Below are 13,084 nucleotides of genomic sequence, written 5' to 3' on the forward strand. Positions count from 1 at the left end.
AGCACTACCCGCTCACCGACGACGATGGAGCAGCGATGAAACTCGACGGCACTACGGCTCTCGTCACGGGGGCGTCATCCGGACTCGGAGCGGCCACGGCTGCGGCTCTCACTGCTCGCGGCGTGACCGTGCTCGGTCTCGACCTGCGTGAGGCGCCCGGCGTCATCGCGGCGGACGTCACGAGCGAGGCCGATGTGGCCGCGGCGCTCACGCTCGTGGATGCCCCGCTCAGACTCGTTGTGAACTGCGCGGGCATCGCGCCCGGGCGACGCATCCTCTCATCGAAGGGAACGCACGGGCTGGAGTTGTTCCGCAAGGCGATCGAGGTGAACCTCGTGGGCACCTTCAACGTCATGCAACTCGCGGCCGAGGTCATCGCTGCAACCGAACCCGATGCCGACGGCCAGCGCGGCCTGATCGTCAACACGGCATCGGTCGCGGCCTTCGAGGGGCAGATCGGGCAGATCGCCTACTCCGCCTCGAAGGGCGGCGTGGTCGGGATGACGGTGCCGGCCGCACGCGACCTCGCCAGTTCGGGTATCCGCGTCAACACGATCGCGCCCGGAATCGTCGACACCCCGATGATGGCCGCGATGTCTCCGGAAATCCGCTCGTCCCTGGCGGCGAGTGTGCCGTTCCCGCATCGGCTGGCCCGCCCCGAGGAGTACGCCCAGCTCGTGCTGATGCTCGCAGAGCACGACTACATCAACGGCGAGGTCATCCGCATGGATGGCGCGCTGCGCATGGCGCCGAGCTGACACTCCCTGATCTTGTCGAAGGGCGTGGCACAGTAGTGTGAGCGGGTGACGGAGATGTCCCGGTGAAGCGGAGCTGGCTGTTCGGCACGCTGCTGCGCCGAACCGGCGCCCAATGGCGCCTCCTCGCCGCGGTTATCGCCGTCGCCCTCATCGCCGGTTCTCTCATCACGTCTTTGGGCTTACTCGTCACGGCCACCGAGCAGGGCGGCATCCGTGGAGCGCTCGCCGACATTCCCGAGAGCCAGAGATCCATCGAGCTGCGCGTTATCCGCCCCTCGCTCGACATCGCCGACGTGCGCCCCGCTATGGATGCTGCGGTGACCGACGCGCTGGCCGGCTCCGCCACGACCACCGCGGTGGGTGTCGCGCTGAGCGGTTTCGAGGAAGTGCCTGCCGTGGGCGAACTTCCTGCCATCGGCTACTTGGGGGACCTGGACGGCATCACCGAACATGCCGCCCTTGTGGACGGTGAATGGGCCGCGGGCGGACAGGACGTGACCCTCCCCGCTGCTGCTGCGAAGGCCCTGCGCCTGGGCATTGGTGACACGATCGAGGTGGCGCGTCAGGACGTCACCGTTGTCGGAACCTATCTGGCGAACGACTCGTCGGAGTCGTACTGGTCGAGGGACTGGCTTCACGGCAAGGGCAACGATCCGGTGTATCCACGGCCTGATGTCGGCTTCTACGAACCCACCAATGCGTTCGGCCCATTGATCGTCGCACCGGGCGGACTCGACGCCTTCTTCGCGGGAATCGCTTTCGTCGACGTCGAGTACCTGCCCACGTTCAGCGCGGTCACGGTGGAGGGACTCGAGCCACTGCTTCAGCGGCTCGATGACGCGAACACCGACGTGCCCGCCGCAGTCACATCGGGATCCGAGGCGATCTTCTATTCGAGCGATGTCACCTATTCCATCCAGGCCGTTGCCGGCAGCCTGGTCGTAACCCGGTCGACCGTGGTCGTCGTCGGACTGCTGTTGCTCGTGTTGGGCATCGCCGCGATGGCGCAGATCGCTCGATTGTTTGTGGACGCGAGGTCATCGGAGCGCCAGTTGATGCGAGCCCGCGGCGCTTCGCTTCGACACATCATTGCGCTTGCCTTCGTCGAGGCGGTGTTCGTCGGCGCGGTAACAGCCGCCGCCAGCGCTCCGCTGGCGGCCCTCGCCTACCGTGTGCTCGCGGCGCAGCCTCCGATGGTCCGGGCCGGGATGCCCGTCGATGCAGGCCTGCCGCCGATCGCCTGGATCATCTCCGGCGGCATCGCCGCGGCCTTTGTCTCCGCACTGGTGCTGCCGCTGCTCGGGCGGGAGCGCAGTTTCGTCTCGAGCGAGCAGGCGAAAGCGCGGCCGCGCCTTGCGACCGGCATCATGCGCTCGGGGGTCGATGTCGTTCTCGTGATCCTCGCCGGAGTCGCTGTCTGGCAGCTGCAGTCCTACCGCAGCCCGGTGGCGTCAGGGTCGTCGCTGTCCGTGGATCCGGTGCTCGCAGCCGGTCCCGCGCTTGTGCTCCTGGCTACCGCCCTGGTCTGCGTGCGTCTCATTCCTGCCGCATCCCGACTGGTGGAACGCATCGGTGAAGGATCGCGCGGGGCGGTACTCGCGCTCGCGGCGTGGGAGGTGGGTCGTCGCCCACAGCGTGCGACGGCGGCCGTGCTGCTGCTCAGCCTCACCCTCGCCGTGGGAACATTCGGACTCGCGTTCCTCGACACCTGGCGCCAGTCGCAGGTCGATCAGGCCGAATTGGCTGCGGGCGCTCCCGTGCGCGTCCGCGCGGACCGCGAGGTACCCGCGGCCCAGGTGACGGAGTTGGAACGCGGTGCCCGGGGTGCCGCAGAACCCGTGATGCGGCGTACCGCCGGCGTTGGCCAGAACGGTACGGAAGGCAGCAGCAGTTCAGCAATCCTGCTCGGACTCAGCGCGGGTGCCCGCGAACTTATGGGGCGAGGACGCGTCGGCGAGGAGGGCGGGGATGCATTAGTCAGGGTGCTCGCACCAAACGGGGGTGACGCTACCGGGATCACCCTCCCCGCGGACAGGTTGACGTTCACCGTTCAGCTGGGCGACGCGTCAGCGCCGCTCTCGGGTGTGAGTGGCGACATGCGCGCCATCCTCGACAATGGAGCTGGAGTGCTGTCGGTGGAACCGATCGGCAAGGTCCCCATAGACGGCCTCGCCCACGAAGTCTCCGCTGGATTCGAGGGCGTACAAACACTCGTCGGGATCCAAGCCAGGTTCTTCGCTGACAATGAAGCCGAGTCACCGGGAGCCCCTATTCGAATGCTGGTGAAGGGGATTCCAGACAGCCCCACAGAGTGGAACCCGTCGACCACCGACACGCTCGGACTCGCGCCCGAGATCGTCGAGCCTCCCGAAGGATGGCAATTCGCGATGGATCTCGTGGTTCCGCCGAACGTGAGCGACCTGGTGGTCTCCGGTGTCGGCTGGAAGCCCTATGCCGCCATACCCGCCGTCTCCACCCAGCGCTTCGCCGACGACCTGTTCCTGCAGAACGGGGCGATTCTCTCCGCGGAAGTAGGTGGTGCGTCGGTGCGACTCTCCCTCGACGGGATCGTTCCGATGGTTCCGGGCGTGGCGACGCTGAGCGACCTCGAGGCCGGAAGCTCCGGTCTCGGCGCGGTGGGCAGCCAGGGCGACACAATTGTCGTCGACCAGGAGTTGCTGGCGCGGGCGCTCGCAGAGCAGGGCACCACGGATCCCCTGGTCGACGAGTGGTGGCTGGATGTCGCGCCGGGTCAGGGTGCCGCGTATGTGTCATCCCACGACGGTGCGATCAGCTCTGAAGTGCTCGGCACCACCCTGCAGGAAGCCCCGCTACGTGTGGGCACCCAGGCGGCGCTCTGGCTCGCCATCGCCGCGGGAGCGCTTCTCGCTGCTGTCGGTTTCGCCGCGCACAGTACCGCAACCCTGCGCGCCCGGCGTCTCGAGCTGGCCCAGCTGCGCGCCATCGGCTTCACCCGTCGCCGCCTCGTGGGACTGATCGGCGGCGAGTCACTGCTCATGGCCGGTCTGGGCGCCCTCTTCGGAGTCGGTATCGGCCTGTTGCTCGTCTTCCTCGTCGGCCCTCTGGTCGCCGTGTCCGCGGATGGCACCCCCACGATTCCTGCCGTGATCGTGCAGGTGCCGGTCGTCTCGATCCTCCTCCTTGTCGCGGAGATGGGCCTGGTGCTTGCCACCGTTGTGCTGCTGGTTGCAGGGGTGCAGCGATTCGCCGAACCCGCCGAGCTGCTGCGCGAGGGGGGATCCTGATGCGCTCACTGTTCTCGGCGACGGGCCTCCTGGTGCGTCGACGCCTCCGCCGAAACGCGGGATTGCTGGCCGCCTGGACGGGCCTCCTGGCGATCGCCACCGTGCTTGCGCTCGCGATCCCGGGGATCATCCTCAGCACCGTCGATCGCGGTGCACGCGAGGCCGTGGCGGCCGCAGGTACCGCCGCCGACATTCTCGTGCTGGCCGATGTCAACGAACAGAATTACTCGGGGCAGTACATCTCCATCAAGAACCTCCTCGCGCTGGTCGACAACCTGGTGCTGCCCCCCGAAATAGCCCGAGTCACGGGGGAGCGGTCCCTGACCGTCGTCGCACCGCCGGTGAGTCTGTTCACCGACGACGGTGCGATCGCCTCCCGGCTCGTTCTGCTCACGCAGTCGCACAGATTGACAGTGGTGGACGGCGAGCTTCCCCGCACAGCAGACCAGGTCGCCGTCACCGTCGCCGGAGCGGAGCTGAAGGGTCTCAAGGTGGGCAGCCCGCTCGGTGCCCTGGTCGTCTCCGGGATCGTCGAGCCCGGGGATGACGAGTGCTGGTGCGACCTTCCCGGCGTGTGGGACGTCGATGAGCCCTTGACCATGTTCGCCACCGCGGAGGGCATAGCGCCATTCCAGCCCCTCGAGGCGACCATCCGACTGTCCATCCGCCCGGAGGCGTTCTCAAGCGCGCGAATCGCCGAGGTCGAGCGCTCCATCAGGTCCCTGCAACTGAATACCTACCGGCTCTCCGGGGGCACGGCCACGCTCCTTGTGCAGACCCAGTTCGGCGACGCGCTCGAGGACTTCCCCCGCGGAGAGCGCGCCGCCCTCGCCCAGCTGTCGCTGCTCACCGCCGGGCCGCTGGGCGTGCTCGCCGCCGTGCTGGTGCTGCTCTCCCGCCTGATCGTGGAGCGGCGGGCGAGTGACCTGCTGCTCGAGCGGGCGCGCGGCTCCTCCCTCGCCGCGATCGGGGTGCGGGCGCTCGCCGAGTCGGCGCTCACCGCCCTCGTCGGGTGTGGGCTCGGCGTTGCGATTGCGCTGCCCTTCCTGGTCGCCGTGACTCCCGTGATCCCGGTGTTCGTGATCGCCCTGCTCGCCGGGCCCGTGCAGGCGGTGCTGTTTGCGCGCGGGGCATCCCGAAGCACTCGGCAGCCGGCGAACCGGGCGGATCGGCACGACGCGGTGCAGCGCGCCCGGGTGCGCCGCATCGTCGCCGAACTGGCCGTCGTGGCCCTCGCGGCCGGCGCGATCGTGTCTGTGCGGTCGCGCGGCCTGCTGCAGACCACCACGGAGGGCATCGACCCGCTGCTCGCCGCGACGCCGCTGCTGCTCTCGACCGTCGTGACGCTCGCGCTGATGCGGCTGTACCCGCTCGTGATCCGGGGGCTCAGCGCCCTCGCGCAGCGGTCGCGCGGTGCGCTCGGTGTGCTCGGCGCCTCGCAGGCTCGGCATTCGCTCGCGCCGCTTCCGTTGTTCGCCCTGACCCTCGCGATGGCGCTCGCCGTCGGCAGCGGCCTGCTCGTCGACACCGTGCGCTCCGGGCAGGTCGACGCGTCCTGGCAGCGGGTCGGTGCCGATGCGCGGGTCACCGGGGTGCTTTCCGAAGAGGATGTCGCGGCCGTCGCCTCGGCGCCCGGCGTCACCTTCAGCAGCCGGAGTGTCGCCTCATCGTCCGTCGAACTCGGCGGCCTGCGCAGCATCGTGCTCGTGACGGCGATCGCCGTGGACGAAGGCTACCCGGACGTCGCCGAAGAGTTGCCCGGCCCGGCACCGGCGGCGAGCCTTCGGCAGCTGGCATCCTCGAACGAACCGCTGCCGATGGTGGTGGACCCGGAGCTTGCCGATCGAATCGGCGCGGAGGAGATCACCCTGCGCTTCGGACAGGACGAGGTGGCGGTCGAGGTCGTCGGCGTGCAGTCGCGCGGCCCGAGCGGCTACCTGAGCGGCAGGTTCGTGTACGTGGATCTCGACTCGCTCAACGAACGGCTGAAGTCGGACCTGAAGCCGGACACCCTCCTCGTGATGGGACCGGGCACCGATGCCGCCGTCGGCGATTTCGGTGACGTGCTGACCCGCTCCGGCTGGCTCGCCGAGCGGCGGGACTCGGCACTTGCCGGCGGGGTGACGACGGTGATCGCCCTCACTGCCGCGGCCGCGGGCGCACTCGCCCTGATCGCCCTGCTGTCGACGGTGCTCGCGACCAGCCGTCGCCGGGCGACGACGCTCGCGCTGCTGCGCACCCTGGGGATCACACCGCGATTCGGCTGGTGGCTCGCCCTCGCCGAGATCGCCCCGGTGGTGGTCGCGGCGGTCGTCGGGGGAGCGCTCGCCGGCGTCGGTATCATCCTCGCGCTCGGCTCGTCGCTCGGCCTCGCTGTGCTGACGGGTGGCGTCGGGCAGCCGACACTCCTGATCTCGCCGCTGGTCCTCGTGGGGCTGGCCGCCGCGGCCCTGCTGATTCTTGTCCTGGCGATGCTCGCCGAGGTGCTGGTGCGCCGCCGCGATCGCCTGTCTGATGTTCTACGTGTGGGAGGAACCGAATGACCGAATACGGATCGGACGCGCTGATCGTCTGCGACAACATCGTGCGCATCTACCAGGTGGAGAACATCGAGGTGCAAGCGCTGCAGGGCCTCGACCTGACCGTCGATCGCGGTGAGATGATCGCGATCGTGGGGGCTTCGGGCTCGGGCAAGTCCACGCTGCTCAACGTGCTTTCGGGGCTGGATGTCCCGACCGCAGGCCAGGCGCGGGTGGCCGGTTGGGACCTGCTGCGCATGACTCCCGCCGCCCGTCTCGCCTACCGCCGCAAGGTGGTCGGATTCATCTGGCAGCAGACGGCGCGCAACCTGCTTCCCTACTTGAGCGCGGAGGAGAACGTGTCGCTGCCGATGTCGTTCGCCGGCATGCGTTCCCGGCGTCGCATCCGGCGCACCGCGGAACTGCTCGACGCGATGGGGCTGGCTGACAAGGCTCGTAGAAGGCCCGGCGAACTGTCGGGCGGCGAGCAGCAGCGCGTCGCGATTGCGGTCTCCCTCGCGAACCGGCCCGAGGTGCTGTTCGCCGACGAACCGACCGGCGAGCTCGACACAGCGACCGGCGAAGACGTCTTCGCCGCCCTCCGCACCGCCAACCGCAACCTTGGTACCACCGTCGTGATCGTCACCCACGATTCTGCGGTGTCCAGCCAGGTGCAGCGCACCGTGGCCATTCGGGATGGCCGCACCTCCTCCGAGGTCGTGCGTCGCACCGAGGTCGACGAGTTCGGTGCCTCCGCCGTGATCGCGCGCGAGTATGCGGTGCTCGATCGGGCCGGGCGCCTGCAGTTGCCCTCCGACTTCCGCTCCTCGCTCGGCCTCAAGAGGCGGGTACGGCTGGAACTCGAGAGCGACCATGTCGGCGTGTGGCCGTCATCGAAGGAGGATGACTGATGATCGAGGTCTCTCATCTCAGCCGCACCTACACATCGGGCGCGGGCGACGTGCACGCGTTGCGCGACGTGTCGTTCAGCGTGCCGCGCGGCAGCATCGTCGCGCTCGTCGGCCGCTCGGGCTCGGGCAAGACCACCCTGCTCAATTGTCTCGGTGGACTCGACACCCCTACCTCGGGCACGGTGCATCTGGGCGGCATCGAGGTCACCGCCCTCGATGAACCCGGTCGCACCGCCCTGCGACGCGATGAACTCGCGTTCGTCTTCCAGAACTTCGGGCTGCTGCCCGGACTCTCCGCCACCGAGAACGTCGGGCTGCCGCTGCGGCTGCGCAGCGTGCCCCATGCCGAACGCAACGCCCGGGTGGCTCACCTGCTCGACCTCGTCGGCTTGTCCGGGCACGCCGCGCAGCGCCCCGCCGAACTCTCGGGAGGCCAGCAGCAGAGGGTCGCGATAGCGCGAGCACTCGCCAACTCGCCGCGGCTGCTCATCGCCGATGAACCGACCGGCCAGCTTGATGCGGAGACCGGGGCATCCATAATGGCGCTGCTGCAGGACGTCGTGCGCGCCGAGGGGATGACCGCTCTGATCTCGACCCACGATCCGTCGTTGCAGGCACTCGCCGACTCCTCGCTGCACCTCGCCGATGGGGTGCTGCTGCCCGTTCCCTGAGCCTCGTCGGAGCACCGATCTCCGTGGACGTCTCCGAGTAATCACCGATGCCGGAGACTCGGCCCACTTCTAGCGTCGAGGGATGACGTTCCTCCCCGCTCTCGTTTCCGCTTTCCGCCTCTCCCTCTCCTGGTACCTGCACCAGGCCGAACTGCGCGCGCTGATGCATGTCGACCCCGAGCACTGGGCGAATGACGCCGTGCCGCGCTCCGCCGGTCGTCGGACCCTCGGCCACTGAACCTGTCGAAGTGTCCGCCCCCGGGCGTACCCTGTCCCCATGGCCGAGCCGCACCCCCAAGCCATCGATCCGGCGCACCCGCTGGTCGATCGCGTGCGCGCCATCTGCCTGCCGCTGCCCGAGGCGACGGAGGTCATTTCGCGCGGCCGCCCCGTCTTCCGCGCCGGCAAGGGCAATCTCTTTGCCTCCATCGCTGTTTCGATGGACCGCCCGTTCACCCTTGCCTTCCGAGCGGATGACGCCGAGCGGCCCGCCCTCCTCGAGGACTCGCGCTTCTTCATCCCGAAGTATTCCGGGGCGTTCGGCTGGCTGGGCACCGACATCGACGGCGACGGTGTGGACTGGCAGTTCCTGGCCGAACTGGTCGAGACGTCGTACCGCGGGATGGCCAACTCGAGGCAGCTGGCGGCACTGGATTCGCGCGACCCCTGAACGCTGGTATAGTTTTCAGGTTGGCTTCTGCAGGTAACTGCGAAAAGTCACGGATGCGCCCGTAGCTCAGCGGATAGAGCAATTGACTACGGATCAATAGGCCGGGGGTTCAAATCCCTCCGGGCGCACCGATCCCGCGTGACGCTGTCATGGAAAAGCCCCCGGTCAAGCCGGGGGTTTTTGCATTCCTGTGCGTCAGACAAGTGCCCCAACGTGGGCTGGTCAGTTTCAGGGAACCCACTTCTGTGACCAGTAGTCGAGCCGGAGCTCCAGTATTCGGCCGACCGGATGAGCCTGGACGCTGATCGTTCTTGGATCGACAAAATTACCCGCGATCTGAAGTTGCGGAGTGGCCCCGAGCGTCGCCGCAAGGTCCTCCGCTGACTGGTCCTCTGGAGGCTCAACCCGCAACACCACCCAGCAGCCACCGTTCGCACAGTCTTTCTTCTCGCTCACGATCGTCGCGCCACTCGGAAGTTGGACGGAGGACGACACAGGGACGTCGCCTTCCGTCGCCATCATGAACAGCCAGGCAACGCGCACACCGTAAACGAGAGCGAACGCAAGAACCACCCCGACAACCGCCCAGGCGGTAGCCCGCCGCCTGGCCGCAGAAGTCGACATGGCACCCACTTTAGTGAGGTCTATTCCTCGCCGGGCGCGGCAGCCGATGGCCCGCATCTCAACGACTGCCGCCGTCTGGACTGCACTAGTGGGAGCTCGCGGTCTCGATCATCGCAATCACGTGTGGTGTGCTCCAGCGCAGGAGATCGTCAGAGGGTGGATCGTCGACGTCCTCTCCCCAGATCGCAACGGCCGCACCCGCCATGGGAGCAGCGAGCAGCGCACCTGAGTCCCCATCCCATGCCCGTAGTGACCAGTTCTTGCGAAGATCGGCGGTGGTGTACTCGCTGTCTGCCGTGTCGAGGTCGCTCGGCACCTCGTAGAGGTAGTACGAGTTGTAGTTGAGCAGCTTGATCCCCGCCGTCTGCAGGTCGTCCGCGCTCGCCCGGCTCTCTCGGCGTTCGAGGCGCTCCGCGTCGTTCTCTGTGTCGCCGTCGAAGCTCCAATACGTGATGTGGATGCGCGGATTCAGTTGCTCGACTGCGGCCCCATCGATCCCGTCGTTCCAGGCCCACACCTCGCGGTCGCCCAGAGTGGCCGCCATCGCATTCAGCCACTCGACGCGTTCATCGGCGGAAACGTCACCGCCCCATTCATCACCGCCGATGTGCACGGTGCGGCTCGACGGGAAGGTTCGCGTCACCTCCGCGAAGAGGTCGGCTGCGAGCGCGCGACTCTCCGGCGCCGCCGTATCGAGTTCACTCTCACCCGCCCGAACACGATCTACCCACTCCTTGCCGTGTCGCGCCTCGAGAAGGGCGAACGCGGCAGCCATATGGCCGGGAGTGTCGATCTCAGGCACGATGGCGATGCCTCGCTGCGCCGCATAGTCGGAGATCTCCTGCGCCTGCGCGGCGCTCAGAAATGAACGACCGGTCACTCGACTCGTATAGACGCCGTTGTCGAGATCGGCATTCACGAGGGTCTGGCCGAGAACCTCGCTCTCAATTCCGACGTTCTGATCATCGGTGAGGTGCAGGTGAAGAAAGCTGCCGCCGCTGTCGGCGAGGAGGTCGATGTATCCCTCGATAAGCGCCACCGGGTAGTAGGCGCGAGCGACGTCGAGCATCACACCGGTTTCGGGGCGTGCGCGGGTTGCGGCGCCCTGCTCGGTCGACGCACACCCGCTCGCCCAAAGGATGATGAGGGAAGTGACGACGAGTCGAGAAAGCGCTCGGGTCACGGAGGTGAAAGTCTGCACAGCGCCACGCTATCTCGCCAGATGGCCAGTGAAAGTACCAGCCTGACTCGAGGCCGAAAAGTCCCCCCAACGGGTGCTATCGAGTTGCTCAGTCAATACGCGATTATGTGTTACGTTCAGCCGCACCCTTTTACATCCCGGACTCTTACTTCCTGCTCCACGGCGCCCTAGCCGAGCCGCAATGATCGGAAATCACATGCACTCTGTTACTTTCGGTCGCGCCCTCGGGCTCGGTGTCGCCGTGGCCCTCGCCATCTCTGTGGTGCCCACCGCTGGAGCGGTGGCCGCGAAGGCACCGGTCAGGTTATTTCTGGCGGCGAGCTCGACTGATGGAGCCGCATTCGACTTCGACGAATACGTTGACGGGGATGTCGCCGTTCAGGTGACCAACTCGGCCAAGGCCGGTGTCGATGTGGATGACGCCCGCGATCTCAAGTACTTCTGGACGATCAAGCCGTTCGCCGCATCCGCCGCCGTGGTCCGTGTACCGGCCACCGGCACCGCCGTCCAGACTGATGACGTCCTCGGAAAGTTCGCCGTGCCGGTGCCTCAGGGCCAGGCTTCGGGCACCTACACGCTCACCGCCGCCATTTCGGCAGGCAAGTCGGGATCCGCCCTCGTCACCGGCGTCACCCGCGCGCTCAAGGTGGGCAACGCGGTGAGCACGTTCGCCGACGCGAGCCCACTGCGCGCCGAACCCGGCACGACCCGCACTCTGAAGGGCAGCCTGAAGCTCGAAGACGGCACCGGATTGGCCGGGCGTCTCATCGATCTGGGCATCACGCGCGGAACCGTCGGATCCGACCTCGATGCCGACGCCGGCTTCGTGCCGATCGCGGGCGACCCGGTTCAGGACACCCTGCAGGTTGCGACCCTGCCTACCGGAGAGTTCTCCGCGCTCCTCGCCGACCCGACGGAAGACGGCCAGGGCTCGGAGCTGGGCGACGTCATCCACGCGGCCACCGCGACCACTCCCGACATCGGCAACGCCGGTGCCACGCCGGTGTCCCTTGCCGTCGACTACGTGTGGAACACCACCTCGCCGAGGGGAACCAGCGCGACCATTTACCCGCTCGGCGGCGGCACGCCCGGAGAGTCGTTCTCCAGCGCGCTGGAGATCACCGCACCGGACGACACCTTCGACGCCGATCCGGCGCCCGGCATGCAGGGCGACCAGGACACCGACCGCGACCCGGTCGCGGGGCAGGTCTATGCGATCACTCTCGACCACGGCTTCTTCACCACCGGACACGGCCCCCTGCCCTCAGTTGTGGGCACCCCGGCAGGCGACCTCGAGCAGCTCGGAACCACGCTGACGGGCATCACCGGCCCCGACGGACAGATCCCTTTCAAGGTCGGCATGGCTCGCGACGCGGGGTTCGATGACGACGGCAATGTCACGGCGACCGTCACCGCCCTCGTCGGTGGCGTCACTCAGACGAGGAGTGCCGTGTGGGATTCGACCAACCCGTTGAACGGGCGGGTGTCGGTAGCCCTGTCGGCCGAGAGCGAGCAGGACAATCCGGTGGATCCCACCGTGTCGGGCGACAGCGTCAACTACGACGTGCTCGCGCTCGACCAGTTCGGCAACCGCGCCGGCCGGCACCTCATCGAACTCGCCTACACCGGCGATATCGACAACTGGGACTACAGCGATGACTCCAAGCTCTCCGACTTCACCGCAGCCAGCGACATCTGGCTGACCTCCTTCGATCCCGCAACCATCACCGCAACGGGAACATGGGAAGACGCGCCGACTGAGCTGTACATCGACGCCGCCGGAAGCTCGCAGGCGGGCACCGACATTGCAGGCGATGCAACATCTGCCTCGTTCTACAATGTCGACTTCGACGCCTCGACGTTCACCCTCACCTCTTCGGCCACTGACGTCGTCCGGGTCGGCACCGCGGTCACCCAGACCGTTCGGGTTGTCGACCAGCTGGGCAACCCGGTCCGCGGCTACGAGGTGGACTTCTTCCGATACGGACCGGACAAGGTCAGCGGTGAGGCCCTGGACACTGGTACGACCAACGCTCGCGGTGAGGCGTCCTATACCTTCATCGGCACCAAGCTGGGCAGGGCTCTCGTTACGGCAACGGTCACTGACGGATTGGGCAGCCAGGAGCTGAATGTCGCGGTGCGCTTCGGATCCGCCGTCACTGCGCGCCTTGTCGCCGGCAAGGGTGGAAAGGGGGCCGATCGCCTCACCGTGACCGCAGCCTCCGTGGCACCCGGCACGCGGGTGGAGCTCTACCGCGTCGTCAGCGGTATCCACACTCGTGTCGCGGTCGGCAAATTGGGCGGTTCGGGCAAGGCCCAGTTCACCATCAAGGACCGGAACGCCAACGCCTACACCTCCTACGTAGCTCTCGTTCGGTCGACGCCGAAGACGGTGGCTGATTATTCGGGCACCGCCAGAATCCGCTGACCTGTCAACCCGAAACTGAAGGTCACACGTGTCCAC

Annotated in this window: 10 protein-coding genes and 1 tRNA gene; 9 read left to right on the forward strand and 2 right to left on the reverse strand. The window is 67.5% G+C overall.

All coding sequences use genetic code 11. The features are described 5' to 3' along the window. Window positions 1–35 precede the first annotated feature (35 nt). The 8 genes from EYE40_RS13350 (at window position 36) to EYE40_RS13380 (ending at window position 8,923) form a co-directional block, all read left to right on the forward strand. A complete protein-coding gene (locus EYE40_RS13350; protein ID WP_130982406.1) occupies window positions 36–758 on the forward strand; it encodes an SDR family NAD(P)-dependent oxidoreductase in 723 nt (240 codons plus the stop codon). A gap of 62 nt (window positions 759–820) precedes the next feature. Next, window positions 821–4,024 carry an ABC transporter permease gene (locus tag EYE40_RS13355; protein ID WP_130982407.1) on the forward strand — a complete coding sequence of 1,068 codons (3,204 nt, stop codon included), beginning with the start codon at window positions 821–823 and terminating at the stop codon, window positions 4,022–4,024. Beyond that, window positions 4,024–6,567 (forward strand): FtsX-like permease family protein, encoded by a 2,544-nt coding sequence (locus EYE40_RS13360; RefSeq protein WP_130982408.1) that lies wholly within the window; start codon window positions 4,024–4,026, stop codon window positions 6,565–6,567. Before EYE40_RS13355 ends, EYE40_RS13360 begins: the two co-directional genes overlap by 1 nt. Then, window positions 6,564–7,454 carry an ABC transporter ATP-binding protein gene (locus EYE40_RS13365; protein WP_130982409.1) on the forward strand — a complete coding sequence of 297 codons (891 nt, stop codon included), beginning with the start codon at window positions 6,564–6,566 and terminating at the stop codon, window positions 7,452–7,454. Before EYE40_RS13360 ends, EYE40_RS13365 begins: the two co-directional genes overlap by 4 nt. After that, window positions 7,454–8,125 (forward strand): ABC transporter ATP-binding protein, encoded by a 672-nt coding sequence (locus tag EYE40_RS13370; RefSeq protein WP_130982410.1) that lies wholly within the window; start codon window positions 7,454–7,456, stop codon window positions 8,123–8,125. The genes EYE40_RS13365 and EYE40_RS13370 overlap by 1 nt, the downstream gene beginning before the upstream one ends. 82 nt (window positions 8,126–8,207) lie before the next feature. Continuing rightward, window positions 8,208–8,363 carry a hypothetical protein gene (locus tag EYE40_RS15410; RefSeq protein WP_154071866.1) on the forward strand — a complete coding sequence of 52 codons (156 nt, stop codon included), beginning with the start codon at window positions 8,208–8,210 and terminating at the stop codon, window positions 8,361–8,363. A 39-nt stretch (window positions 8,364–8,402) separates the two neighbouring features. Further along, window positions 8,403–8,795 (forward strand): MmcQ/YjbR family DNA-binding protein, encoded by a 393-nt coding sequence (locus EYE40_RS13375; RefSeq protein WP_130982411.1) that lies wholly within the window; start codon window positions 8,403–8,405, stop codon window positions 8,793–8,795. 55 nt (window positions 8,796–8,850) lie between these two features. After that, window positions 8,851–8,923, forward strand: a tRNA-Arg gene (locus EYE40_RS13380). Window positions 8,924–9,023: 100 nt separating this feature from the next. Here the strand turns inward: EYE40_RS13380 and EYE40_RS13385 are convergent. Next, the gene (locus tag EYE40_RS13385) at window positions 9,024–9,419 is read right to left on the reverse strand and encodes a hypothetical protein (protein ID WP_130982412.1); all 396 of its coding nucleotides are present in this window, start codon (window positions 9,417–9,419) and stop codon (window positions 9,024–9,026) included. Window positions 9,420–9,504: 85 nt separating this feature from the next. After that, on the reverse strand, window positions 9,505–10,620 hold the full coding sequence (locus EYE40_RS13390; protein WP_130982413.1) for a family 20 glycosylhydrolase: 1,116 nt from the start codon (window positions 10,618–10,620) through the stop codon (window positions 9,505–9,507). Window positions 10,621–10,816: 196 nt separating this feature from the next. On the opposite strand from EYE40_RS13390, the gene EYE40_RS13395 reads away from it, so the two are divergent. Next, a complete protein-coding gene (locus EYE40_RS13395) occupies window positions 10,817–13,048 on the forward strand; it encodes an Ig-like domain-containing protein (protein ID WP_161972398.1) in 2,232 nt (743 codons plus the stop codon). Window positions 13,049–13,084 lie beyond the last annotated feature (36 nt).

The organism is Glaciihabitans arcticus, assembly GCF_004310685.1.
In the GTDB taxonomy this organism is placed as follows: domain Bacteria; phylum Actinomycetota; class Actinomycetes; order Actinomycetales; family Microbacteriaceae; genus Conyzicola; species Conyzicola arctica.